Raw genomic sequence first — 24,562 nt, 5'->3', positions numbered from 1 at the left:
TTACGACACCGGATTCAGGGCATCAAGTCGATAGTTGGTTGGCAAACTGCCCGACTGCGTTCACCACTTTCTGCGCACCGTCCTGGATCTCGACGATCACCGTGCCCGCCTCCGCCGCCAGCGCCAGACCTTGTTCAGCCTGGAGCTTGCCGTCAGTCATCAGGGCCACGGCGTTGCGCGCCATGTCCTGGTTCTGACGCACGACGCCGACAATTTCATCGGTCGCCTGACTGGTGCGCGAGGCCAATTGCCGGACTTCGTCCGCCACCACGGCAAACCCACGTCCCTGCTCACCGGCACGAGCCGCTTCGATGGCCGCGTTGAGCGCCAGCAGGTTGGTCTGCTCGGCGATGCCGCTGATGGTTTTGACGATGGTGCCGATCACCAGCGATTGCTCGTTCAGTGCTTCGATACCTTCGCCAGCGGTTTGCATGTGTTTGGCCAGGTCACGCATCACGTCTACAGCTTGGGTCACCACGGCAGTTCCGCGCTGCGCACTCTGGTCGGTTTGCTGAGAAGTGCTGTAGGCAATGTTGGCCGCCTCGGCGACAGCCTGCTCCTGATTGACCTGATCGGTAATCACCGTGGCGAACTTCACCACTTTGTAGAGTTTGTTGTTGGCATCGACCACCGGGTTGTAGGAAGCCTCCAGCCAGACCACGCGACCGTGGCTATCGACACGCTTGAAACGATCAGCGACGAACTCGCCAGCGTTCAGACGGCGCCAGAAGTTCTGATACTCGGCGCTGTTGTATTCCTCTGGCTCACAGAAGATGCGGTGATGTTTACCCTGGATCTGCGCCAGGCTGTAACCCATGCCACTGAGGAAACGCTCGTTGGCCATCAGCACGTTGCCATTGAGGTCGAACTCGATCACTGCCGTCGAACGCACCAGCGCGCCAATCAGGTTTTCATGCTCACGGGACGCCTCGATGGTACGGGTCAGGTCGCTGGAGTAAATCGAGAAGTTCTTGATACGGCCGTCCGAGGACCGCACCGGCTGCATGATCGAACGCAACCAGGCTTCGGCACCGTTGCCGCGTAGCAAACGGACCGCGCCGGCAAAGTGCTCGCCACGGGTCAGCGCCGCCTTGAAACGGTTATGGAATTCATCCGATTTCACATGGACCGGAACAAGGTCTTCGATGTGCCGGCCGATCAGATCATTGCTTTTGTAGAGCATCTCACTGACGAAGTTTTGGTTGACCGATTGAATTCGCCCATCGGAGTCGAGGGTCAGGACCAGCATCTCGCTTTCCAGACTCTCCTTGACTTGCAGAAGGCTGGAGAGTTCTTCGCGAAGAGCCGACAGCTCCTGCTTCAAGCGTTTATTGAACATGGGAAGCACCGATGGACAGAGATAAAAAGCGGCTTACAGCCTAGCCATCGGCTTTGCGGGTATTTTCTGAAGAGTGTTGCAGGGTTGTCCTACAAAAATAGTCGCGGCACAAACAGCCTCATGCTGCACCAGCCACCGAACAGCGTCCAACTCGCGGCATTCGCGCACCGAAATACACCGCGCTGCTGATGCCCACGGCCCCCATCACCGCGCAGAAAATCACACAAATCCACGGACTCCACGGCATCAGACCGATCAACAGCAGCGGTGTGACACTCGCCCAGGCGGCGTAGGCAATGTTGTAGGTGAAGGAAATCCCCGAGACGCGAATCCGCGCCGGAAACAGGCTGACCATCACTGACGGCACTGCGCCGACCACCCCACAACCAAGGCCGGCCACCGCATAGGCTAGACCGATCCACTGGCCTTCAATGATCAGACAGGTATAGAGCACGCCGATGCCCAGAGGCAGCAGCAGGCTATACAGCATCACCGTGCGCCAGGCGCCGATACGATCGACGAGCAGCCCGGCGAGCACACAGCCAATATTCAGAAAGACGATGCCCAAGGCACTCAGCGCGAAGGTATGGCTGGCGGTCATGCCGAAGGTTTTCTGCATCATGGTCGGGGTGATGACCACAAACACCACCACGGCCGAGGTCAGCACGCAGGTGAGGATCATCGCCGGCAGCATCGCCAGGCGGTGTTCACGCAGGACCGTGCGCAGCGGCAGTTCGACAGCGGCCTCGCGCTGGGCCTGCATCGCCATGAACACCGGCGTTTCACTGAGCCAGCGGCGCAGCCAGACACCGATCACGCCAAACACTCCGCCCAGCAGAAACGGGTAACGCCAGGCGTAATCGAGGATTTGCTCCGGGGTAAACGCCTGAGCCAGAAAAGTCGCCGTCAAGGCGCCGATCAGGTAACCGAAGGTCAGCCCCGCCTGCAGGAAACCAAGGGCATAGCCGCGATGCCCGACCGGCGCGTGCTCAGCGACGAACACCCAGGCACTCGGCACTTCACCGCCCACCGCCGCGCCTTGCAGGACCCTCAGGGCCAACAGCAACAGTGGTGCGAAATAGCCGATCTGGGCGTAGGTCGGCATGATCCCGATCAGCAAGCACGGCAACGCCATCATCAGAATGCTCAGGCTGAACACCTTCTTGCGTCCCAACCGGTCAGCGAAATGCGCCATCAGGATCCCGCCCAACGGACGCGCGAGGTAGCCAGTGACAAAGATCCCGAAGCTTTGCAGCAGACGCAGCCACTCGGGCATTTCCGGCGGGAAGAACAGCTGGCTGAGGGTCAGCGCGAAGAATACGAAAATAATGAAGTCGTAGATTTCCAGCGCACCGCCCAAGGCTGCAAGCCCCAGGGTCTTGTAGTCCGAGCGAGTGAAGGGCGCCGGGCGCGCATTGATGTTGGCAGTCATGTACAAGAACTCTGGCAGGCAAAAAACCAAGGCGCCCATGGTCTACGCAAATGCGCTTGTGGACAACCCGTGCTCGCCCTGGGCTGCGTAGCGGCCCAAAAGTCTGACAACCATCGCCTATTTTTGTGAGTGCTACGCACTCAAGCGGGAGCAAGCTCCCTCGCCACAGGTTTCCTTGACTCAAGACGCTCTTGAGTGAACAGCATTGAGTGTGTGAGCGGGCTTGCTCCCACACTGGCGACTCATTGCATTCAGAGCCGTCACCCCGCTGTCACACCTCGCTGCTAGCGTCCCGCTGAAATATATTGAAACATTTATGCAAGACAGGACTCGGCATGAACGACAAAAAAGACCGCAACGACGCCCCCTCCCCGCAAACAGATACGCCCACCGACACCAGTCGCCGCCGCTTCCTGGGTGGCGTGGCGGTACTCAGTGTCGGCGCGACCCTCAGCGCTTGTGGCAGTCATGGCGATGAGTCGGGTAAACCGGTCGAACGCCTGCTTTCACCTGTCGAATTGGACAAAGCCCTACGCGACCAGGTGAAAACCGTAGTGGTTATCTACGCCGAGAACCGTAGTTTCAATAACCTGTTCGGCGACTTCCCAGGTGTAGAGAAACCGCTCTCGGGCCTCAACCCTGTCGAATATCAGCAGCGCGATCGCGATGGCAGCCTATTGCAGACCCTGCCGCCAGTCTGGGGCGGCGTGCTGCAGATCGGCCCGCAAACCCTCGATGGCGTGACTTACCCCAGCGCAACCCAGTTCCAGGAACACCTGCCTAACGCGCCCTTTGCCCTCAAAGGTCCGAACGCCGAAGACTTGCCGTTCGGCCTGGTGACGCGCGACCTGTGGCATGCGTTCTATCAGAACCAGATGCAGATCAACGGTGGCAAAAATGACGGCTTTGTCGCCTGGGCCGACTCCGGTGGCCTGCCCATGGGGCATTACGCCCAGAGTCGATATTCCCTGCGGTTGTGGGACGTTGCCCAAGAGTTTGTGCTCTGCGATAACTTTTTCCAGGGGGCTTTCGGCGGCTCGTTTCTCAACCATCAATACCTGATCAGCGCCACCGCGCCGTTCTATCCGGACGCCGTCAACTCGGTAGCCAAGACACAAATCGCCACGCTGCAAAGCGGCGATCCGGCCGACCCACGCCTCAAGCCCCTGGAACAATCCCCGGCCAGTGCCATGACCGGCCCACCCCAATTCGGCCCCAGCGCGCTGACGCCGGACGGCTATGGGGTCAACACGCTCGCTCCGCCGTACTGGCCGACCTGGATTCGCGACCCCGAGCGTCCGGCGTACGCCAAACCAGACCTGCCGAACGTCATGGTCCCCCAGACCCACGAGCACATAGGCGACAAGCTCTCGAAGAAAAACATCGACTGGGCCTGGTATGCCGGAGGTTGGCAGGCGACGCTGGATCAGTACAAAGACTCTGGCGGCATTCCGAAAATCCCGAACTTCCAGTATCACCACCAGCCGTTCAACTACTTCAAGCAGCAGGGACCGGAAAACCCGCTGGAGCGCGGTAAACGTCTACGGGATGCGGGGTTGGGCGATGAATCGAATACCAACAAGTTCTTTGCCGATGCCGAGGCGGGCAAGCTGCCGGCGGTGAGTTTCTATAAACCCCAGGGCAACCTGAACATGCACGCCGGTTACGCCGATGTAGCGTCCGGCGACCGGCACATCGTCCGCGCCCTGAAAGTGCTGCGGGAAAGCCCGCAATGGAAAAACATGGTGGTCGTGGTCACGGTCGATGAGAACGGCGGTTGGTGGGATCACGTCGCACCGCCCAAGGGCGACCGCTGGGGGCCGGGCTCGCGGGTACCGACGCTAGTGGTTTCGCCGTTTGCGCGCAAGGGCATGGTGGATCACACGGTCTATGACACTGGCTCGATTCTGCGGTTGATCACCCGGGTGTTTCAGCTTGAAAAGCTCGATGGCCTCAGGCAGCGGGACGACGCAATGATTGCCCGTGGCCAGAACCCCATGGGCGATTTGAGCAATACACTGCACTTTGCCTGATGAAAAAGGGGCTCTGACTGGCGATCTTTTCACTTGTGTACTAGACCGTTCGACACAACTAGTTCCAGTATGTACCCACCCCTCCTCCGAGGGCTCACGCTGAAAAGGATCTGAGCATGTTCAAACTCGCAGGATTCACCCTCGCCGCGCTCACCCTGAGCGCCGCCGCTCACGCCGATGTCGATCTGAATCTGGGCAGTACCGAACGCGTCACCCGGCTGTTCGCCTACCCCAACAACTGTAATGTCATCTGCTTCCGCAACTGGACACTGGAGCAGACCGTCGAGCATTACCTGACCCAAAGCGTACAGCGCGATGGCTACAAAACCGCAAAAGTGCTGGTCAAAACCGAAAACAAGCAGCTCCACGCCCATATCAGCGGTGTGCCCAAAGGCTATGACAAGCCACTGACCGCGCTGCTCAATGCCGGGGATTTGGCCTACAACGGCGCCAACAAGCTGAGTGCCGATGGCAAATGGACCTATAACTGGTACCTGTTCCTGCCGCTGGGCATGGCGCTGGAAAACCGTAAAAGCGTCGAACTGCTGCACTTCCCGCCGGATTACTCCCTGACCCAGGCCCAGGACTATCTGGAGTCCAAGACCACCGACCGCTGGGCCGCGCTGCTGACCGCCAACAACATTCCCGCCGACCAGACGCCGGCCTATCAGACCATCATCGACATCGCGCCGATTGCCGCACCGTCCACCGCTGGCAAAGATCTGGAAGGCGTCTACAACTACTTCACGGACTACCAGACCACCATGGTCAAGGAAGTCAGCCAGAATGCCAAAGGTGCAGCATTGCCAATGGTCGCCTTTGGTTCACCGGTGCGTAACTGGATCAAGCAACAATACGGGCAGACCGTAGAAATATTGGGCCTGGCAACCATCAGCCCGAGCAAGGGGGTGACGGTACCCGTACTGGGTTCCAACCACCCGAGCTACATCTGGTACGCCGCCGACCCCGAAGCCTATAGCGGCGACGATGCGCAGGCCAAGGCCGACGCCGCGGGGCTGAAAGTCATGGGGCAGGATTTGAGTGCCGCGTGCTGGCAGGCCGGAATGGGCAGCAAACCGGGCACTGACCCTACCGCTCAGCTGAAAAGCTGCACTCAGACCTGGCAAGTGACCCAGAAAGAAAAAACCTGCGAACTGTTCTACACCTCGATTCGCAACCTGACGCCTGAGCAAGCGGTGGCCAAATGCTCGACAGCGCCGGTCAAATCCGAGCTGAAACAGCTGCAGACCCCGGCTCTTGTGACCTCCACTACTGCCCCACACCTGTAAAACGCTGAAAGTCTTTCCCGCGCGAGCCATGGCTGACGTGGGAAAGAGCTTTTTTCGCCTGTCATATCTGACAGTAGACCGGTTGCTTCATTTGCGAGAGGCTTGGGGTGTCCCCATGTGCTGCAGAGCTGACAGGAAGTCAGCTGAAGGACGTCGTAGCACCCAGCCGACAAGGATTGTTATGAGAACCCGTGCCGAACAAGAAACAACCCTACCGCCATCCAACGGCATCTATCCGTTTGTAGAGTTGCCCCTTCGCCTTGGATTCCCCTCCAAAGACGACTTTGAAATCATCCATAACGCTCAGGGCTCGGCAATGGCGGTCGCGGCACTGCGCGAGTTCCCCCGCATCAGCCGAATCTGCCGGGTTTCCGGACATCTATTGCCCTATCGCTGCCGACACACCCGGCAGTTGGCGCCGGGAATCCATGTCTACGATCCGTGCTTCAGTGGTCTACTGAGTCACTCCTGCGACCCCAACGTCTTTCTCGATATGAGCGAGCTGTGGTTATGGGCGCTCAAAGACATCAAAAAGGGTGACCGACTGACGATGGATTTCGCCGCGACAGAAGACAAGCTGCTGCGGCAGTTCGCCTGCCGCTGCGGTTGTCCCTGCTGCCGTGGCTGGATCATCGGCTACGACGAGTCACCGAATGCCAATGGTGAACAGTTCTTTCAACACTGGCGTCGGCGAAGTCTCGGCTGAAAGGCTTTTACAACGCCTCGACCGGGCGCAAACGGTACTGCGGTGGCAACTGCTCGAAACCGCTGATGGTGGCGTTCAGGCTCTTCCAGCGACCGTCCTTGATGCCATAGATGCAGCCGTGGATCGACAGGCTCTGCCCGCGGTGCCAGGCATTTTGCACAATGCTGGTGTGACCGACGTTGGCCACCTGCTGGATCACATTGAGCTCACAGAGGCGGTCGACCCGCTCTTCTTCGGTGGGCAACTTGGCCAGTTCGTCGCGTTTTTCATAGTAGAGATCACGAATCGAGCGCAGCCACCCGTCGATCAGGCCCAACTGACGATCCTGCATCGAGGCGCGTACACCGCCGCAGCCATAGTGGCCGGTCACCAGGATGTGTTTGACCTTGAGTACATCCACCGCATACTGAATCACCGACAGGCAGTTGAGGTCGGTGTGTAGCACCACGTTGGCCACGTTGCGGTGCACGAACAGATCACCCGGCAGCATGCCGACGATTTCGTTGGCTGGCACGCGTGCGTCTGAACAGCCGATCCACAGGTATTCCGGGGTTTGCTGACGGGCTAGCTTGGCAAAGAAATCAGGATCTTCGCGGGTGATCGCATCAGCCCAGCGCTCGTTGTTATCAATCAGATCTTGTAAGTCGTTCATGCAATGAAGCCTCGAGAATGATGCACTGCTTTGACAGACAACCGCCCGTCGGGGTCACGCACGAAATGCAGATCCCCCTGATGCCCTGATGTATGTAACGGCTAGCCGGCGCTCCATGCCCGCGGGAATTCTCGGCAGTCCAGTGGGTCAATTGTAGTAGGGCCTACAGTATGAGGAATAGCCATGACTGATTCACGACGTCCGTTCGATAAGGAGCAACCCGAGCCCATCGACGACGATGAAGACCGCATGGGCTCGGTGCATGAGCTGGATTTCGACGAGGAAGAACCCGGCACCAGAATCGGTGACCTGATCCCCGAACGCGAACTTGCGCAGAAGATTCCCGACCAGCGTGCCCGCAAAGCCGGTATGACCGGCGCGACCAATGACAATGACGCCACCGACGATGATTTGAGCCCGGAAACCCTGATCCGTGAAGACGGCGCACGGGATGCCCACGAAGCGGGTGAAGACGGCCAGGCGGATTGGGAGTTGCGCATTGTCGACGAGGACGACATCGGTGGGGGCGATGGGCTGGATGAAGCGGAACTGGCCCGGCAGGATCCATTGGACGGCAAGCCTTGATCTACAGGGCTGACCGTATGCCAATGTAGGAGCTGCCGAAGGCTGCGATCTTTTGATCTTCTATAGGCGCGCCATCGCAAAGATCAAAAGATCGCAGCCTTCGGCAGCTCCTAGCGGGATCAATCAACCAAGGTGCAGGCCATCACCACGGCATCTTCTCGCCCGCCAACCGCCGGGTAGTAATCCCGCCGACGCCCGATTTCGTTAAACCCATACCGCTCATACAACCGAAACGCCGCCCGGTTGCTGTCGCGCACTTCCAGGAAACATTCCCGCGCCTCAGCCTTGTAGGCAATCGACATCAAATGCTCCAGCAGCGTCAAACCCAGGCCGCGGCCCTGATTTTCCGGTTTGACGGTGATGTTCAGCAGATGCGCCTCATCAAGGATGATCTGCACGACGCCATGACCAACCTGCTGCTGCCCTTCGAACATCAGCCAGATCTGGTACTTGCCCAGGCCATCGAGAAAAATCCCGCGGGTCCAGGGATGGCTGTAGGCCGCATATTCGATTTTCAGTACAGCGTCCAGGTCCGCCTCGGTCATCGGGCGGAACGATACAGCGTCACTCATTCGATTCTTTCCAACGCGCCATCAGCCGACGCATGGCTTGCCAGACATCAGCCTTACGCTGTGGCTCTTCCATTAATAACTCCAGGCCCGGCAAGGCCCAGACCGAACCCAGGCCTTCGACCTGAAGTTCACGGTTGAAGGATTCGGCGTTGGCCTCACCGGCAAAACGCACCGCCGGCAGGCCGATCAGCCACAGGCAGACGCACGGTGCGTCTTCCAGGCGGGCCGACAGAAAACCTTGTACGAAATCTCGAGCCGCTTCCGGCCCTTGGTCCATGGTGCCGCGAGCCAGCAACGGCCAGCGCACCGGCTCGCCGACGATCTGCGGGCTGTCCGGCAGGCCGGCGGCGCGCAGCATGTCTTTGAGCAACAGATAAGCGGGGTCGCGGGCCTGGAAAGTTTCGCCTGTGGGTAACTCCACCAGCAACAGGCAGCGACCGGCTCGCAGCAATTGCAGGGCGAAACGCGGCGGCGGCACTGGCGCAGCCTTGGCGACGAGCGGTGCCTCTTCGCTCTCTTGCGTCGCTTTGCCTGCTGGTTTTCCAGCCGATGGCGTCGGCCGTGGCACCTCGATTTTCACCCGCTCGGCCGGTTTGGCCGCAGGCTCCACGGGCGTTTGCGCTACCGGAGCAGGTGCAACCGGGGCGACGACCAACGGTTCAGGCGTCTCCAGCAGCTCGGGCCGCGATGGCGCAGCAAAGGGCAATTCGGTGCGCGGCAGCCAGTTGACCACCTGCATGGCGGTCAAATAAGCGCGACGACGGGACTCGATAAGCAAAGGTCGGCCACTTGTGGATAACTAAAGTGCGGTGATTCTACCGCCCTTCGCTCAAGATCGCCCACGCTTGATCGATAGACTTCACCGATAGAAGAAGCGACAGCCCATCCCCAGAGTGAATCGACACGGCTGCGATGAAGTACAATCGCGGCTTTTAATTGCCAACCAGCCGGCCATTCCGATGATCGAACCCAAGCGCGTCTTGCGCGCCCTCGCTGAACACTGGGCACTTCTGGAGCCACTGTGCGAGCACTTCGACCAAGGCACCCTGAGCCTCAACGAACTGCGTTCACAGTTGGCCGCCCAGCAACTGGACAGCACACCGCAGGACATCACCAGCCTGCTGGACGTGTGGATCCGCCTCGACATTCTGGTTCCCGTGGCGAAAAGCCCGAACCGTTTCGAGCTCAACGCGCAGATTCACGACTTCCTCGCTTACCTGCGCCGTGAGCACCGTCTGGGTCTGTGCCTGGAAATCGAAGCCTATCTGCGCCACCTCGAGCGCCTGGCCGGTTACATCCAGGACGCCTTCGACATTCGCGACGGCAACGATCTGGCGCGCCAGTTGCGCCTGCTCGACATGCGTGTGCGGGACGTGCTGAAGAAACTCGCCAACGACGAACAGGCCCTGGTGGCCGTCGCCGAGCGGGCCAAGACCAGCGACCGGCAGATTCCGCTGCGTCAGCGTTATGCTGAAGTGCTGGCGACCTGGGACGAATACGTCGAACCGATGATCCAGTTGGTGAATGCCGACGGCGCCTTCGAACAAGGCGTGCGCAAGGTTGAGAACGTGTTGTTGCGCATGCTCACCGAACAGCAGCGCCTCGGCCATCTGGTCGACGACGACATGCTGCTGCGCACCCACGCACGCATCCTCGAAATGCAGACCAGCGCCCAGCTGACCCTGCGTCACGCCCGCGAACTGCTGCTGCCGCTGCGCGAAGAAGCGCGCCGGCATAACGCCGTGACCCGTGGCGCAGCCCTGGCGCTGTCGGCCATTCGTCGCAAAGGCATCGATGCGGTGCCGCAAGCCGCGATGCCGCTATTCACCCGCCCGCAAAGCACCTTCCTCGGCAGCGCCAGCCAAGTCGAAGCCTACGTGTACGCCCTGGCCCGTTTCGAGCCGAAACCGGCGCGTTTCCCCAAGGCCCACAAGACCCAGAAAGGCGAAGCCCCGCGCGCGCCACGCACGGTTCGGGAAATGCTCGAACGCTGCGAAGACGCCCTGCCGATGCCGGACCTGATGAGCTGGCTGCTGGAGCAGGAGCCGGACGGCGCCACCGACGAATTGCTCTACTGGTTCTCGCGCCTGTCGCGGGAAAAACGCTTCAAGCGCGAGCGTCTGGAACGCCGCGATTACCACACTCACGAGCACCAGGTCAGCCTGCGCTCCTTCGCCCTGCTCTCGGCCCGCGACACCGCCGCCGAGGATTCTGCGAGCACCCCACATGCATCTTGATCTATCCGAACTGTCCCAGCTGGCGCCGATCTTTCGCGAGCTGTTCAAGGGCTACCACGTCAGCCGCCGCGACCCGGAGCTGTACGCCCAACTGTCGAACTTCCAGGACCAGTACCGCACCCTGTTCAAGGCGCTGGGTTTTGAACTGGTGTGCGACACCCGTGGTTTCTACTACTTTGTGCCGGACCTGGCCGCGGCGGCGGTAAACAAGACGGCGCAACGTCTGGCGCTGTTCACCTTCATCCTCGTCGAACACCTGGCCGACCAGGGCCGCGACCCGATCGCCGTGCTCGACGGTGGCAGCCTCGGTCGCGATGAATTGCCATCGTTGCTGGAGAAGTACCGCGACCTGTTCATCCAGGCCGAAGTGCAGACCGTCGAAGAGCTCGAAGAAAAAATCATGCGCCGCATGACCCAGCTCGGCTTCGCCGGCGAAGAAAACGGTGTCTACCGTTTCCTGCCGCCGATGCACCGCTTCCTCGATGTCTGTTTGTCGGTCCAGCAGGACCGCGACCTGGCCGCCAGCCTGCACAGCGTGCTGCCGTTGCCGGCGCCGGTGCTGATCGACGAAGACAGCGACGAAAAACTGCTGCAGACCGACGACCCGCTCGATCTCACCGAGTTTGAAGAAGAGAGCGAAGAAGACGCCCTGGCCCGCGCCATTGCCGAAGAACAGGAGACCGACGCATGAGCAAGGAACGCTACGGCATTCGCCGCTTTGCCCTTTTGAACACCGCCGGTTACAGCCTCGGCCTGTTCCCGCTGGAAGAGCCGCTGTCGGTCTACGGCGCGAACAACCTTGGTAAGTCCGCCTCGATCAACGCCTTGCAGTTCCCGATCCTGGCGCGCATGTCGGACATGAGTTTCGGCAAGTACAGCCTGGAACAATCGCGGCGTTTCTACTTCGCCTCGGACACCAGTTACATCCTCGTCGAAGTCTCCCTGCCCCACGGCCCGCACGTGATTGGCGTGGTCGGTCGCGGCCCGGGTGGTGGTTTCGGTCACCAGTTCTTTGCCTACGCCGGCAAACTCGACCTGGCTCATTATCAGAAAGACGACACCTGCCTGCGGCAGAAAGAGCTGTTCACCAATCTTGAGCGCGAAGGCCTGAAAGCCTACGAACTCAAGCCGGATGAACTGCGTCGCTTGCTGGTGGGCGGCCACACCTCGATTCCGCTCGACCTGACGCTGATCCCGCTGCGCTCCACCAGTGAGCAGAGCCTGAAGACCTTCCGCGCCCTGTTCATCAACTTGCTGCACATGCGTGAAATCACCGCGGCCAAGCTCAAGCAGCTGTTCCTCGATGCCTTCGAACACAGCCTGCGTTCCGGCAGTGTCGATTACATCGCCGCGTGCGAAGAAGCGTTCCGCGATGTACGCCGCATGGAGCAGGACTACAACTCGCTGGTCGCGGCCGGTCCCTTGGTCGAAGCCTTGGCCAACGGCGTGAAACAGCGGGACATCCTGCGCGGCAAACTGCATCGCCTGTCGCCGCTGCTCGATTCCCTGCTCGGCACCTGGTCGGACTACGCCAGTGCGCGCAAGGAAGAACTGACGATTCAGGCCGAGCACTACCGCAACGAGCAGGATGCCCTGCAAAACGATCAACGCGGTGGCACTCAAGAGCTGATGCGCCTGGAACGGGAAATCACCGGCATCCAGCGCTGGCTCGGCGAATTGTCGGTGCTCAAGCATCGCTTCGCCCTGGTCGATGACGTCAAAGTCCTCGAACAGCAATTGCTCGCCGCCAAGGACGCGCACGACGAACTGGCCGGTGCGCTGGCCCAGTCGCGGCAGTTCTCTGCCGAAGATCTGGAAGAGCGCCTGCGCGATCTGGAAAAACGCCTGAAATCGGTGAAGCAGCAACTCGATCACGCCGACAACAACAGCTACGCCCGCCTGCGCGAAGAGTTCTCGCAACAGGACGTCGAGCGCCTGATGCGCCTGTTCAACAGCGCGCTGTTCAGCCTGCCGCTGGGCGAACATGGCATCACGCTGGACGAGGACGGTCAGTGGGTCAAATCCATGGAATTGATCCTCGACGGTTTCAAAGGCGAGCGCTTCGAAGTGCCGGGCCTGTCCATCGACATATCGCACATCGAGCCGCCAGCGCTGCAAGCCCTGGCCGACCGCGCCGCATTGCGCGATCAGAAAGAGCGTCTGGACAAAGAACTCAAGCAACTGAAAACCCAACAAGCCGTGGCGGCCGACCGCGCGGCCAGCAAGACTCAGACCGAAGCCCTGTATCAGCAAGTGCTGGATGCGCAGAAAGCCCTGGAAGACTTCCGCCGCGCGCAAACCCTGAGCGCCGAGGAAGGCGACAAGCTTGAGCAACTGGCGCAGATGGAAGCCGCCCAGGACGAGTTGAAACGCTCCAGCGATGCCTTCACCGAACGCGTCCAGCAGCTGTCGGCCAAGCTGCAATTGGTTGGCCGGCAGATCGGCGACATGGAAGCCAAGCAACGCACCCTCGACGATGCACTGCGCCGCCGTCAGCTGTTGCCGGCCGACCTGCCGTTCGGCACGCCGTTCATGGACCCGGTCGACGACTCCATGGACAACCTGCTGCCATTGCTCAATGACTATCAGGACAGCTGGCAAGGCCTGCTGCGGGCCGACGGGCAGATCGACGCGCTCTACGCGCAGGTTCGCCTCAAGGGCGTGGCCAAGTTCGACAGCGAAGACGATATGGAGCGTCGCCTGCAACTGCTGATCAACGCGTACGCACACCGCACCGATGAAGCCCTGACCCTCGGCAAGGCGCGCCGCGCGGCGGTTACCGACATCGCCCGGACCCTGCGCAACATCCGCAGTGACTACGACAGCCTCGAACATCAACTGGCGCTGTTCAACCGCGAGATCAACAAACGTCAGGTCTCCAACCTGCAGAGCTTCCGTATCGTGCTCGCGCCGAACAAGGAAGCGCTCAAGCACATTGACCAGATCATCCACAGCGCCGGTCAGTACGAAGAAGGCGAAACCCTCTCCGTCTTCGATCTGAGCCAAAGCGCCGAGCAGGACAACAAGAACGAAGAGGCCAAGGAATACCTGGCGCGGCTGGTGGCGGCCAACCACAACCAGCTCGGTCTCAAGGATCTGTTCGAGCTGGCGTTCGAGATCACCAAGGTCAATGGCCAACCGGTGATCCACACCGACATCGACGGCGCGGCGTCCAACGGCACCACCATGACCATCAAGGCGCTGACCAACATGTACTTGTTGCTGCACTTGATGGACCGCGACCAGGCCGGTCGCGTGCGCCTGCCGTACTACCTCGACGAGGCGGCGGACATCGACGAGAAGAACCAGGCAGCGCTGTTGGAAACCAGCCTGCAGCTGGGCTTCGTGCCGATCCTGGCAAGTGTGAAGCCGCAAGTCTGCGCCAGCGTCGCCATCGACCTGGAAGGCGGCAGCGGCCCGAACGGCATCTACATCGACGAGGCGGACTGGAAGTTCATCCGTCGTCACGATGAAGTGAAAGCAACCGTTAACATCCAGGCGGACGAACCGGAGCTGGATGCGGTCTGACGCCTGAATCGAAGCCAATAAAAAGGCCGCGATCCAATATGGATCGCGGCCTTTTTATTTATGGGTACATTCTTGAAACCTTCGGTGAGTTCCATGGCCCCTTCGCGGGACGCGGCCTTACGTGATCGGTGCCGGGTTGAACAAGGTGATGTCGTTATGCAGCTTGTGCTGCTCCGCCCACGTCTGTTTCTTGCCGCTGGCCACGTCCAGGTAGTAGTGGAACAACTCCCAGCCGAGGTCTTCGATCGACGCCCGCCCGGTGGCAATCCGCCCGGCATCGATGTCGATCAGGTCCGGCCAGCGCTGCGCCAGTTCTGTGCGGGTCGAGACCTTCACCACTGGCGCCATCGCCAACCCATAAGGCGTACCACGCCCGGTGGTGAACACATGCAGGTTCATCCCCGCCGCCAACTGCAACGTCCCGCAGACAAAATCACTGGCCGGGGTCGCGCAGAAAATCAGCCCTTTGCGCTTGAACCGCTCCCCAGGGCCAAGCACCCCGTTAATCGCGCTGCTGCCGGATTTGACGATCGAGCCCAAGGACTTCTCGACAATGTTCGACAACCCGCCCTTCTTGTTCCCCGGCGTGGTGTTGGCGCTGCGATCCGCTTCACCCTTGGCCAGGTAACGGTCGTACCAGTCCATTTCCCGCACCAGTTCCTGAGCGACTTCTTCGGTTTCCGCCCGGGACGTCAGCAGGTAAATCGCATCGCGCACTTCGGTGACTTCGGAAAACATCACCGTCGCACCAGCCCGCAGCAACAAGTCCGAGGCATAGCCCAGGGCCGGGTTGGCGGTGATCCCGGAGAACGCATCGCTGCCGCCGCACTGCATACCGAGGATCAGCTCGGACGCCGGCACGGTTTCCCGGCGACGTTGATCAAGCTTCTTCAAACGGGTTTCGGCCAGCGCCATGATCTGCTCGATCATCTCGGTGAAACCGTGACTGGAATCCTGCAAGCGATACAGCCACGGTTCGCTCAAATCCACCGAGCTGTCGTTCTCATGCATCACCTGCCCGGCCTGCAATTTCTCGCAGCCCAGGCTGATCACCAGCGCCTCGCCCCCCAGGTTCGGGTTGCGCGCCAGATTGCGCACGGTGCGGATCGGGATGTACGCGTCGGTGGCGGTGATCGCCACGCCGCAGCCGTAACTGTGGGTCAGCGCCACCACGTCATCGACGTTCGGGTACTTGGGCAGCAACTCGTCCTTGATGCGTTTTACCGCGTGATCCAGCACGCCGGTGACACACTGCACGGTGGTGGTGATGCCGAGAATGTTGCGCGTGCCGACGGTGCCGTCGGCGTTGCGATAACCCTCGAAGGTGAAGCCTTCCAGCGGTGCCTGCGCGGCCGGCACTTCGGTGGACAGCGGCAAGCTGTCCAGCGGTGGCGCGGTGGGCATGCGCAGTTGATCTTCCTTGACCCAACTGCCGCGAGGAATCGGCTGCAACGCGTAGCCGATCGTCTGGCCGTACCGAATCACCTGGCCGCCCTCGGGAATGTCCTCAAGGGTGACCTTGTGGCTCTGCGGCACGAAATCCACGGTGACCAGGCCATCGGGGAATTCGGTGCCGGCCGGCACGCCCTGATCGTTGACCACGATCACCACATTGTCCCGCTCGTGCAGGCGGATGTAGCGCGGCGAGTCGGAATGTTCAATCAACTGCATGACGCCGCTCCTCAGGAATGCGCTTCAGATAACTTGCTGTTCGTTTCAGGACCGCTGGCCGGCGGCTCTTTGAGCACAACGCGTTTGATCGGGCCAACGATCACCAGATAACTGAATACCGCGACCAACGCGTTGCAACCGACGAACACTAGCGCCCACTTGAACGAGCCGGTGGAGCTGATGATGTAGCCAATGACGATCGGCGTGGTGATCGACGCAATGTTGCCGAAGGTGTTGAACAGGCCACCACTCAAACCGGCGATCTGTTTCGGCGAGGTATCGGACACCACCGCCCAGCCCAATGCGCCCACACCTTTGCCGAAGAAGGCCAGGGCCATGAAGCCGACCACCATCCACTCAACGTCCACATAGTTGCAGGCCACAATGCTGCTGGAAACCAGCAGGCCGGCGATGATCGGCGCCTTGCGGGCGAAGGTCAGCGAGTGGCCCTTGCGCAGCAGATAGTCGGAAATCACCCCGCCGAGCACCCCACCGATAAACCCGCAGATCGCCGGCAACGAGGCAATGAAACCGGCCTTGAGAATGGTCATGCCGCGCTCCTGCACCAGGTACACCGGGAACCAGGTCAGGAAGAAATAGGTGATGCCGTTGATGCAGTACTGGCCCAGGTACACGCCGAGCATCATGCGGTTGGTCAGCAACTGGCGGATGTAGTCCCACTTCGGACCGTCGACCTTTTTGCCTTTGCCCTTGTCCTGGTCCATGTCGACCATGCCGCCGTTGTCGGCGATGTGCTTGAACTCGGCGTCGTTGATCATCGGGTGCTGGCGCGGACTGTGGATAACTTTCAGCCAAATCCCCGAGAAGATAATGCCGATCACACCCATGACGATGAACACGTGCTGCCAGCCGAAGCTGTAGACGATCCAGCCCATCAGCGGTGCAAACAGTACCGTGGCGAAGTATTGCGCCGAGTTGAAGATCGCCGAGGCGGTGCCGCGTTCTGCGGTCGGGAACCACGCCGCTACGATGCGTGCGTTGCCGGGGAAGGATGGCGCTTCGGCCAGGCCCACCAGAAAGCGCAGCATGAACAGCGCGACGACGGCGGTGGAAAGCCCGAACTCACCGACATAGCCTTGCAGTACGGTGAACAGCGACCAGGTAAAGATGCTCAGGGCATAGACTTTTTTCGAACCGAACCGGTCCAGCAACCAGCCACCGGGAATTTGCCCGGCCACGTAGGCCCAACCGAATGCGGAGAAAATATAACCGAGAGTGACCGCGTCGATGCCGAGGTCTTTTTGCAGGCTGGAGCCGGCGATTGCGATGGTCGCCCGGTCGGCGTAGTTGATCGTGGTCACCAGAAACAGCATGAGCAAAATCAAATAGCGGACGTGAGTCGGCTTGGTCGATTGCATTGTAGATGTACTCCCACTGATTATTTTTATGCGCGGGTGAAACTGTTGTGTTCCCTGTGTAGGAGCTGCCGAGTGAAACGAGGCTGCGATCTTTTGATCTTTAAAAGCAAAGATCGCAGCCTCGTTTCACTCGACAGCTCCTACAGGGGTGCGGTATCGATGCCGATACGGCGGTGTTTCCTGTCAGGAGCCGATGTAGCTGGTCTTCACGACCGTGTAAAACTCTTGTGCATAGCGACCTTGCTCACGTGAGCCATAGGATGAACCTTTACGGCCACCGAACGGAACGTGGTAATCCACGCCGGCGGTCGGCAGGTTGACCATCACCATCCCGGCCTGGGAATGGCGCTTGAAGTGGTTGGCATACTTCAGCGACGTGGTGGCGATACCCGCCGACAGGCCGAACTCGGTGTCGTTGGCCATTTCCAGTGCAGCGTCGTAATCCGCTACACGAACGATGTTGGCCACCGGGCCGAAGATCTCTTCGCGGCTGATGCGCATCGCAGCTTCGCTGTCGGCAAACAGCGTCGGGGCGAGGAAGTAGCCCTCGGTGTCGCAGGTCACCAGCCCACCGCCGCTGACCAGACGCGCACCTTCGGACTGGCCGATGTCGATGTACTTCAGGTCCTGTTCCAACTGCGCTTGCGACACCACCGGGCCGATGTCGGTGCCGGACTTCAACGCATGACCGACCTTGATCGACTTCATGCGCTCGGCCATGGCTTCGACGAATTTGTCGTGAATCCCGGCGGTGACGATGAGACGGCTCGACGCGGTGCAACGCTGGCCGGTGGAGTAGAACGCGCTCTGCACCGACAGTTCGACCGCTTGCTTGAGGTCGGCATCGTCGAGAATGATCTGCGGGTTCTTGCCGCCCATTTCCAGCTGCACCTTGGCCTGACGCGACACGCAATTGATCGCGATCTGCCGGCCCACGCCGACCGAACCGGTGAAGCTGATGCCATCGACTTTCGGGCTGTTGACCAGCGCCTCGCCGACTACTCGCCCGCTGCCCATCACCAGGTTGAACACGCCGGCCGGGAAACCGGCGCGGGAGATGATTTCCGCCAGCGCCCAGGCACAGCCCGGCACCAGATCGGCAGGTTTCAGCACCACGCAGTTGCCGTAAGCCAAAGCCGGAGCGATTTTCCACGCCGGGATCGCGATCGGGAAGTTCCATGGCGTGATCAGGCCGACCACGCCCAGCGCTTCGCGAGTGACTTCGACATTGACGCCCGGACGCACCGACGGCACGTAGTCACCGGACAGACGCAGGCATTCACCGGCGAAGAACTTGAAGATGTTGCCGGCGCGGGTCACTTCGCCGATGGCTTCGGGCAGGGTCTTGCCCTCTTCCCGGGCCAGCAACGTACCGAGCTCTTCGCGACGGGCGAGGATCTCGCTGCCGACTTTATCCAGCGCATCGTGCCGAGCCTGAATACCGGAAGTGGACCATGCCGGAAACGCAGCGCGAGCGGCGTCGATGGCGGCGTTGACCTGAGCCAGATCGGCCTTGGCGTAGTCACCGATGGTGTCGGTCAATTCCGACGGGTTGATGTTGCTGGAATAGTCGGCGCCGGCGACCCATTGGCCACCGATGTAGTTGTCGTAACGCTTCAAATCAGCCACGGCTTGCACCTTTTAAAAGAAGTCCTCACACACAAAGCCGCTGATTGCTCAGCGGCCTTGGGTTTGTCGGGTGTTACTGCGCGCCCTGCTTGTCGATCAGCGCCGCGAGCATTTCGTACTCTTCGCCCGTCAGATCGGTCAGCGGTGCACGCACCGGGCCTGCGTCATAGCCTGCGATTTTTGCCCCGGCCTTGACGATGCTCACCGCGTAACCGGCCTTGCGGTTGCGGATATCCAGGTACGGCAGGAAGAAGTCATCGATGATCTTGCCGACGGTGGCGTGATCTTCGCGAGCAATGGCGTGGTAGAAATCCATCGCGGTTTTCGGGATGAAGTTGAACACCGCCGAGGAGTAAACCGGTACGCCCAAAGCCTTGTAGGCCGCGGCGTAGACTTCAGCGGTCGGCAAGCCGCCCAGGTAGCTGAAGCGATCACCGAGGCGGCGACGGATCGACACCATCAGCTCGATATCGCCCAGGCCATCCTTGTAGCCGATCAGGTTCGGGCAGCGCTCAGCCAGACGTTCCAGCAGCGGCGCGGTCAGGCGGCAAACGTTGCGGTTGTAGACCACCACGCCGATTTTTACCGATTTGCAAACGGCTTCGACATGGGCGGCAACGCCGTCCTGGCTGGCTTCGGTCAGGTAGTGCGGCAGCAGCAACAGGCCTTTGGCGCCCAGGCGCTCGGCTTCCTGAGCGTACTCGATAGCCTGGCGGGTCGAACCACCGACACCGGCAAGAATTGGCACACTGCTGGCGCAGGTGTCGACCGCAGTCTTGATGATTTCCGAATACTCGCTGGCCGCCAGAGAGAAGAACTCACCGGTACCGCCTGCGGCGAACAACGCCGAAGCGCCGTATGGAGCCAGCCACTCGAGACGCTTGATGTAGCCCGCGCGATGGAAGTCGCCCTGGGCATTGAAGTCGGTGACCGGGAACGACAGCAAGCCGGAAGAGAGGATGGACTTCAGTTCTTGTGGATTCATTATTCGAACACCCTGGGTAGCAACATTGTGTGAGAAAACCGTTCAGCTCTCGCCGAAGTTGTAGGTCATCGTACAACTTAAAATACAACCGTCAACTGCATTTCATCGCCGTCCTCGGAATTTGAGTCAGGAAAGGTAATTCCTTGACGTAGGAGATTTCTCATCTACTATCCAGATAACTGTATATACATACAGCTAATTTGAACTTTGCCTACGACATATCAAGGAGCTAGAAATGTCAGGTCTACACGCACAACCGAAGGAAAATACCCGACAGATCATTGCCGATCTGGATGATCTTTTTACCGAGCACGGCATCGCCGTTTCCGGCGATGGCGCCATGCTTAAACTCACAGCAGGAAATCATCACCGCCTCAAACATCAGCGCCGTGGCTTGCTGCCGACACCACTGAAAAACCCAATGAAAGGCTTGCCCCCGTTGAGGTTCGAGGGTGCTGAACATACCGCGATCGGCGACAGCACCCTGCTGCGTTTCGTCAAGGATGCCCCTGCGCTACCGGCCTGGCAGGTGGAGTTGCATCTGCCCAATGGCCTGGCATTGACCTATGGTCAAGTGATCGCGCTGGGGGGTGATTTTTATGGAATTCCCGATCAGCCGATCAACGAAGGTGCAACCGCCGCAGAGCGAATCCAGCGCTTTACCAACGCCTTCAACTCCCTGGCAGTACTGCCGGCGTCAAACGCCGAGGCGAAGCTGATTCTTGGTGTGATGCAAAAGGAAATCGCCGCAATCAATCAGGCGATCAAGGACGGTAAACAGCCTCACGAGGCTTATGAGGCCCTCGGAGATACGTTGTCGGAAGAGTGGAACAAGATCACCGGCGGCGGCAGTTTCGTCTCGGCACTGTTCCCTTTGGGGCGTTACCTGAAACTGGCCGCCAACAATGCCGACCACTTTGGCGAATGGGCGTTGCTGGCTTACATCGCCGGGCACACGGCCGCGTTGCAACAAGCGGTGCTGGCCCACAACAGCGGCGATGAAAAGCAGTTGGAGCTGGCCTATGCGATGAACGCTTTTGCCGACCACTCCCTCACCGACCTGTTTTCCGCAGGGCATTTGCGAGTGCCGCGTAAACAGTTGGCGGCGGCGGTCACGCCGAGTGATCTGGGCTCGTTGATCACCCGTTTCATGCACGACGAAGACAGCAAGTTCGGCCTCAATGTGCGCAATGGCAACGGTGATCGCTGGCGTTCCTATGGCGACAAGCGCTATTTCGATGCGATCGACAGTGCTAACCGCACGCAGGTGAATCAAGCGGTTCAAGTGTCTGCGGATGAAGTGTTCGCAGCGTACCTCAGTGGCATCGCCCCGGCGCCCGGCAGCTTTGCTGCTTTGAAAAATCTGCCTGACCTGCAAGCGGTATTGAGTCCGGCAGACAATTTCTCGCCGCTGTTCAGGGTCGAGGGCAACAAGGTGTTGCGGCGCAAGGACGTCAACAACTTGAACGACACCGCCACCGTGGATGATTGGTGGGGCTGGAGCACTTATCTGTTGCTCAAGGACTACAAACCAACCGGCGTGCTGAATTCAGCGGCCAATGCCTGACAAGGAGATCACCTATGACTATCAAACTGAAACTGGAATTGGTTTCTGGCCAATCGCTGAAAGGTGCACCGCTGGAGTTGCTGTCGAAGGGTTTGCCGGTTGCTCGCGCGGTCGTGGATGACCAGGGGCATGCGGTCTTCGATGCCAAACCTGGGGCTGCTGAGTTGGCGGTGAGAGTGGATCGTTCAATTTTGAAGACTGGCTGACATGTTCCAGGAAGGTCACTGACCTCATCTCGAGCAGGCTCGCTCTCATTGGATCTGTGTACGATTACATTACTGTGATCGACTCAAAATCCTGTGGAAGCGAGCCTGTTCGCGATGGCTATCTGTCAGGCATCAAATCCCCCAACCCGCAAACCTATCCTCGCTGCGCCTGCGCCTCTTCATGCGCCTGGCGCAGCCGCTCACGGCTATTGGTCAGGTGCAAACGCATCGCGGCCCGCGCCGCATCGGAATCCTGGCGGGCAATCGCATCGTAAATCTCTTCGTGTTCACGGCTCAGGCGACTCATGTAGTGCTGCTGGTCGTCATGGGCCAGGCGCGCGGAGTTGAGGCGTGTGCGCGGAATGATGCTGGTGCCCAGGTGGGTCATGATGTCGGTGAAGTAGCGGTTGCCGGTGGCCAGGGCGATTTGCAGGTGGAACTGGAAGTCCGACGCCACGGCATCGCCGGCGTGGGCGGCACTTTCGTTGAGGGCGTCCAGCGCCTCACGCATCGCCGCTAACTGCTCCGGGCTGCGACGTTGCGCGGCAAGGCCGGCGGACTCCACTTCCAGGCTGATGCGCAGTTCCAGAATCGCCAATACGTCGCGCAAGGTCACTACGGTCGCCGGGTCGATACGAAAGCCGCTCGGGCTCGGGGTGTCGAGCACGAAGGTGCCGATGCCGTGACGGGTTTCCACTTGCCCTGCGGCCTGCAAACGGGAGATCGCTTCACGCACCACGGTGCGGCTGACGCCATGGGCATTCATGATCGCCGACTCGGTGGGCAACTTGTCGCCACGCTTGAGCTGACCGTCGCGGATCTGCTCGGACAACACCGTCACCAATTCCTGTGCGAGGCTGCGGCGCTTGCGAGGGAGGCGAGGTGCGTCGATCGGGTTTTCCATGGTGAACATCGGTCTCGAAAAAGCGGCTGAAACCGCATCATAGCGCATGCAGGTTGTACGATCACCGTTGACCTGTGGGAGCGTGGCCTGCCACGCTCCCACAGGTTCAGGCAGTGACGGCCTGGTCCACCAGGTGGCCATTCTCGATGCGCACATGCCGTGGATGGAAACGTTTCAGGCTGCTGCGATGGCCGACGCTGACAATGCTCAAGCCCGGCAATTCATCGATCAACGCCTGATACAACGATGCTTCATCCTCTTCATCCATCGCCGAAGTGGCTTCGTCCATGTACAGCCATTGCGGCGCATACAGCAGCGCACGGGCGAAGGCCAGGCGTTGCTGCTCACCCGGCGAGAGCATGCGCTGCCAGTGATTGGCTTCATCCAGACGCGAAACCAGGTGCGGCAAGCGGCAGGTTTCAAGCACGTGGACGTAGCGCTCGTGCGGGTAGGTGTCGCCCGGCTGTGGATAACTCAACGCCTCGCGCAGGCTGCCGATCGGCAGATAGGGCTTTTGCGGCAGGAACAGATAACGCGCTGTCGGCAGGCGGATGCTGCCGTGGCCGGTCGGCCATAGGTGCCCCATAGCCCGCAGCAAGGTCGACTTGCCGCTACCGGAACGACCGCTGAGCATGACGCGCTCGCCCTCCTCCACGGTCATGTCGGCGTTGGTCAGCAGGTGACGACCATCCGCCAGGTCGAGGCCAAGGTTGTGCACCCGTAGTGCCGACCCCTGATTCTGCACGTCGATAGCCGGCGAACGCTCTTCGTTGTCGGTCATGGCCTGACGGAAACTCAGTAGACGATCGCAAGTCGCACGCCACTCGGCAAGGTCCTGGTACGCGCTGATGAACCAGCTGAAGTTCTCCTGCACGTTGCCGAATGCCGAATTGATTTGCATCAGCTCACCGAGTTCGATCTTGCCAGCGAAATAGCGCGGCGCCGCAACCATGAACGGGAAAATGATTGCGATCTGGGCATAACCGGAGGTGAAAAAAGTCAGGCGCTTGGACACTTTCATGATGTCCCAAAAGTTACGCCAGACCAGGCCGAAACGGCTGCTCAGACGACGGTTCTCGTTGGGTTCGCCGTTGTACAGCGCAATGCTTTCGGCATTCTCGCGGACCCGCACCATGGAGAAACGCAAGTCGGCTTCGAAACGTTGCTGGTTGTTGTTGAGGCCGATCAAGCGACGACCAATCACATGCGTCAGCCAGCTGCCGACGGCGGCATAAACCAGCGCGCACCAGAACATGTAGCCGGGAATCGTGAAGCCCAATACTTCGATGCTGCCCGACACACCCCACAAAATGATCGAGAACGACACCAGGCTGACGACGTTACGGATCAAGCCCAGGCCCAGGCCCAACGTGTTAGTGGTGAATTTATTGAGGTCTTCGGAAATCCGCTGGTCCGGGTTATCGGTGTAACCGCCCTGCTCCAGCTGGTAGTAATTCTTGTTTTCGAGCCAACGGGCGAAGTGCTTTTCGGTGAGCCAGGCCCGCCAGCGAATGGTCAGCATCTGGGTCAGATAGAGCCGGTACACTGCGCCGACAATCGCCACCGCCGCGATCCCGCAAAAATACAGAATCAGCCGCCAGAACGCCGCTTCATCCTTTTGTTGCAGGGCGTTGTAAAAATCCTTGTACCAAGTGTTGAACCACACCGAAAGCCCCACGCTGAACAGCGACAGCGCGATCACGGCGATCAACAGCGTCCAGGCCTTGCCCTTCTCTTCGCTGCGCCAGTAAGGCGTGGTAATCGCCCAGACTTTGCGAAAAAACTGCCCGCGCACAGCATCGTTGACCGCGGAATATTCAGCGTTCTGATTCATGGATAAGGCTCAAT

At 60.0% G+C, this 24,562-nt stretch carries 19 protein-coding genes and 2 pseudogenes; 9 read left to right on the top strand and 12 right to left on the bottom strand.

What is annotated here, in order from left to right:
• Positions 1-22: 22 nt before the first annotated feature.
• The 3 genes and pseudogenes from ACEN9A_RS03590 to ACEN9A_RS03580 all read right to left on the bottom strand — a co-directional run.
• Positions 23-460, bottom strand: a pseudogene (locus ACEN9A_RS03590) (methyl-accepting chemotaxis protein); the annotation flags it as partial.
• Positions 461-562: 102 nt separating this feature from the next.
• Positions 563-1,249: pseudogene (locus tag ACEN9A_RS03585) on the bottom strand (PAS domain-containing protein); the annotation flags it as partial.
• Between the two features lie 208 nt (positions 1,250-1,457).
• On the bottom strand, positions 1,458-2,771 hold the full coding sequence (locus ACEN9A_RS03580; protein ID WP_026346020.1) for an MFS transporter: 1,314 nt from the start codon (positions 2,769-2,771) through the stop codon (positions 1,458-1,460).
• 335 nt (positions 2,772-3,106) lie between these two features.
• Here ACEN9A_RS03580 and ACEN9A_RS03575 point away from each other — a divergent pair, with 335 nt between their 5' ends.
• From ACEN9A_RS03575 to ACEN9A_RS03565, 3 genes are all read left to right on the top strand, one after another.
• Positions 3,107-4,804 (top strand): acid phosphatase, encoded by a 1,698-nt coding sequence (locus tag ACEN9A_RS03575; RefSeq protein WP_258672368.1) that lies wholly within the window; start codon positions 3,107-3,109, stop codon positions 4,802-4,804.
• 116 nt (positions 4,805-4,920) lie between these two features.
• A complete protein-coding gene (locus ACEN9A_RS03570; RefSeq protein WP_019651135.1) occupies positions 4,921-6,093 on the top strand; it encodes a hypothetical protein in 1,173 nt (390 codons plus the stop codon).
• Positions 6,094-6,274: 181 nt separating this feature from the next.
• Positions 6,275-6,799, top strand: a complete 525-nt coding sequence (locus ACEN9A_RS03565) for an SET domain-containing protein-lysine N-methyltransferase (protein WP_026346019.1) — start codon at positions 6,275-6,277, stop codon at positions 6,797-6,799.
• Between the two features lie 7 nt (positions 6,800-6,806).
• On the opposite strand, the gene can is transcribed toward ACEN9A_RS03565, so the two are convergent.
• Entirely contained in the window at positions 6,807-7,451 is a 645-nt protein-coding gene (gene can, locus ACEN9A_RS03560; RefSeq protein WP_007939732.1) for a carbonate dehydratase, read from the bottom strand.
• Positions 7,452-7,634: 183 nt separating this feature from the next.
• Between can and ACEN9A_RS03555 the strand changes: the two genes are divergently transcribed.
• Positions 7,635-8,036, top strand: coding sequence for a serine kinase/phosphatase (locus ACEN9A_RS03555; RefSeq protein ID WP_258672367.1), 402 nt, complete (start codon positions 7,635-7,637; stop codon positions 8,034-8,036).
• Positions 8,037-8,155: 119 nt separating this feature from the next.
• Here ACEN9A_RS03555 and rimI read toward each other — a convergent pair whose 3' ends face one another.
• Both rimI and ACEN9A_RS03545 read right to left on the bottom strand, forming a co-directional pair.
• On the bottom strand, positions 8,156-8,608 hold the full coding sequence (rimI, locus tag ACEN9A_RS03550) for a ribosomal protein S18-alanine N-acetyltransferase (RefSeq protein ID WP_018929537.1): 453 nt from the start codon (positions 8,606-8,608) through the stop codon (positions 8,156-8,158).
• The gene (locus ACEN9A_RS03545) at positions 8,601-9,347 is read right to left on the bottom strand and encodes an energy transducer TonB (protein WP_258674136.1); all 747 of its coding nucleotides are present in this window, start codon (positions 9,345-9,347) and stop codon (positions 8,601-8,603) included. Before ACEN9A_RS03545 ends, rimI begins: the two co-directional genes overlap by 8 nt.
• Positions 9,348-9,567: 220 nt before the next feature.
• Between ACEN9A_RS03545 and mksB the strand changes: the two genes are divergently transcribed.
• The 3 genes from mksB to mksF are packed head-to-tail and all read left to right on the top strand — an operon-like array spanning position 9,568 to position 14,373.
• Positions 9,568-10,845 (top strand): Mks condensin complex protein MksB, encoded by a 1,278-nt coding sequence (mksB, locus tag ACEN9A_RS03540; protein WP_026286675.1) that lies wholly within the window; start codon positions 9,568-9,570, stop codon positions 10,843-10,845.
• Positions 10,835-11,536 carry an Mks condensin complex protein MksE gene (gene mksE, locus ACEN9A_RS03535; protein ID WP_019651131.1) on the top strand — a complete coding sequence of 234 codons (702 nt, stop codon included), beginning with the start codon at positions 10,835-10,837 and terminating at the stop codon, positions 11,534-11,536. Before mksB ends, mksE begins: the two co-directional genes overlap by 11 nt.
• On the top strand, positions 11,533-14,373 hold the full coding sequence (gene mksF / locus ACEN9A_RS03530) for an Mks condensin complex protein MksF (protein ID WP_019651130.1): 2,841 nt from the start codon (positions 11,533-11,535) through the stop codon (positions 14,371-14,373). The genes mksE and mksF overlap by 4 nt, the downstream gene beginning before the upstream one ends.
• Positions 14,374-14,490: 117 nt before the next feature.
• Here the strand turns inward: mksF and garD are convergent, their stop codons facing one another.
• The 4 genes from garD to kdgD all read right to left on the bottom strand — a co-directional run bounded on the left by garD (position 14,491) and on the right by kdgD (position 20,037).
• On the bottom strand, positions 14,491-16,044 hold the full coding sequence (gene garD / locus ACEN9A_RS03525; RefSeq protein ID WP_018929532.1) for a galactarate dehydratase: 1,554 nt from the start codon (positions 16,042-16,044) through the stop codon (positions 14,491-14,493).
• Positions 16,045-16,055: 11 nt separating this feature from the next.
• Complete coding sequence (locus ACEN9A_RS03520; RefSeq protein ID WP_096481114.1) at positions 16,056-17,423, bottom strand: MFS transporter; 1,368 nt, start codon at positions 17,421-17,423, stop codon at positions 16,056-16,058.
• 183 nt (positions 17,424-17,606) lie between these two features.
• Positions 17,607-19,052 (bottom strand): aldehyde dehydrogenase family protein, encoded by a 1,446-nt coding sequence (locus ACEN9A_RS03515; RefSeq protein WP_258672366.1) that lies wholly within the window; start codon positions 19,050-19,052, stop codon positions 17,607-17,609.
• Positions 19,053-19,125: 73 nt separating this feature from the next.
• On the bottom strand, positions 19,126-20,037 hold the full coding sequence (kdgD, locus tag ACEN9A_RS03510) for a 5-dehydro-4-deoxyglucarate dehydratase (RefSeq protein ID WP_007939720.1): 912 nt from the start codon (positions 20,035-20,037) through the stop codon (positions 19,126-19,128).
• Between the two features lie 235 nt (positions 20,038-20,272).
• On the opposite strand from kdgD, the gene ACEN9A_RS03505 reads away from it, so the two are divergent.
• The gene (locus tag ACEN9A_RS03505) at positions 20,273-21,604 is read left to right on the top strand and encodes a phospholipase (protein WP_258672365.1); all 1,332 of its coding nucleotides are present in this window, start codon (positions 20,273-20,275) and stop codon (positions 21,602-21,604) included.
• Positions 21,605-21,618: 14 nt separating this feature from the next.
• Positions 21,619-21,810, top strand: coding sequence for a hypothetical protein (locus tag ACEN9A_RS03500; RefSeq protein WP_258672364.1), 192 nt, complete (start codon positions 21,619-21,621; stop codon positions 21,808-21,810).
• Positions 21,811-21,964: 154 nt separating this feature from the next.
• Here the strand turns inward: ACEN9A_RS03500 and ACEN9A_RS03495 are convergent, their stop codons facing one another.
• Together ACEN9A_RS03495 and ACEN9A_RS03490 are read right to left on the bottom strand one after the other, a co-directional pair.
• Positions 21,965-22,714, bottom strand: a complete 750-nt coding sequence (locus ACEN9A_RS03495) for a FadR/GntR family transcriptional regulator (protein WP_026346018.1) — start codon at positions 22,712-22,714, stop codon at positions 21,965-21,967.
• Between the two features lie 106 nt (positions 22,715-22,820).
• Complete coding sequence (locus tag ACEN9A_RS03490; protein ID WP_258672363.1) at positions 22,821-24,548, bottom strand: ABC transporter ATP-binding protein/permease; 1,728 nt, start codon at positions 24,546-24,548, stop codon at positions 22,821-22,823.
• Between the last annotated feature and the right edge of the window lie 14 nt (positions 24,549-24,562).

The sequence above is a fragment of the Pseudomonas sp. Pseusp18 genome, from assembly GCF_059506005.1.
This window is presented reverse-complemented; position numbering and strand designations above follow the sequence as displayed.

What these genes read in the sequence shown, in the direction of transcription:
- ACEN9A_RS03580 (WP_026346020.1), bottom strand. Translation starts at nt 2,771, where the DNA reads ATGACTGCCAACATCAATGCGCGCCCGGCGCCCTTCACTCGCTCGGAC.
- ACEN9A_RS03575 (WP_258672368.1), top strand. Translation starts at nt 3,107, where the DNA reads ATGAACGACAAAAAAGACCGCAACGACGCCCCCTCCCCGCAAACAGAT.
- ACEN9A_RS03570 (WP_019651135.1), top strand. Translation starts at nt 4,921, where the DNA reads ATGTTCAAACTCGCAGGATTCACCCTCGCCGCGCTCACCCTGAGCGCC.
- ACEN9A_RS03565 (WP_026346019.1), top strand. Translation starts at nt 6,275, where the DNA reads ATGAGAACCCGTGCCGAACAAGAAACAACCCTACCGCCATCCAACGGC.
- can (WP_007939732.1), bottom strand. Translation starts at nt 7,451, where the DNA reads ATGAACGACTTACAAGATCTGATTGATAACAACGAGCGCTGGGCTGAT.
- ACEN9A_RS03555 (WP_258672367.1), top strand. Translation starts at nt 7,635, where the DNA reads ATGACTGATTCACGACGTCCGTTCGATAAGGAGCAACCCGAGCCCATC.
- rimI (WP_018929537.1), bottom strand. Translation starts at nt 8,608, where the DNA reads ATGAGTGACGCTGTATCGTTCCGCCCGATGACCGAGGCGGACCTGGAC.
- ACEN9A_RS03545 (WP_258674136.1), bottom strand. Translation starts at nt 9,347, where the DNA reads ATGCAGGTGGTCAACTGGCTGCCGCGCACCGAATTGCCCTTTGCTGCG.
- mksB (WP_026286675.1), top strand. Translation starts at nt 9,568, where the DNA reads ATGATCGAACCCAAGCGCGTCTTGCGCGCCCTCGCTGAACACTGGGCA.
- mksE (WP_019651131.1), top strand. Translation starts at nt 10,835, where the DNA reads ATGCATCTTGATCTATCCGAACTGTCCCAGCTGGCGCCGATCTTTCGC.
- mksF (WP_019651130.1), top strand. Translation starts at nt 11,533, where the DNA reads ATGAGCAAGGAACGCTACGGCATTCGCCGCTTTGCCCTTTTGAACACC.
- garD (WP_018929532.1), bottom strand. Translation starts at nt 16,044, where the DNA reads ATGCAGTTGATTGAACATTCCGACTCGCCGCGCTACATCCGCCTGCAC.
- ACEN9A_RS03520 (WP_096481114.1), bottom strand. Translation starts at nt 17,423, where the DNA reads ATGCAATCGACCAAGCCGACTCACGTCCGCTATTTGATTTTGCTCATG.
- kdgD (WP_007939720.1), bottom strand. Translation starts at nt 20,037, where the DNA reads ATGAATCCACAAGAACTGAAGTCCATCCTCTCTTCCGGCTTGCTGTCG.
- ACEN9A_RS03505 (WP_258672365.1), top strand. Translation starts at nt 20,273, where the DNA reads ATGTCAGGTCTACACGCACAACCGAAGGAAAATACCCGACAGATCATT.
- ACEN9A_RS03500 (WP_258672364.1), top strand. Translation starts at nt 21,619, where the DNA reads ATGACTATCAAACTGAAACTGGAATTGGTTTCTGGCCAATCGCTGAAA.
- ACEN9A_RS03495 (WP_026346018.1), bottom strand. Translation starts at nt 22,714, where the DNA reads ATGGAAAACCCGATCGACGCACCTCGCCTCCCTCGCAAGCGCCGCAGC.
- ACEN9A_RS03490 (WP_258672363.1), bottom strand. Translation starts at nt 24,548, where the DNA reads ATGAATCAGAACGCTGAATATTCCGCGGTCAACGATGCTGTGCGCGGG.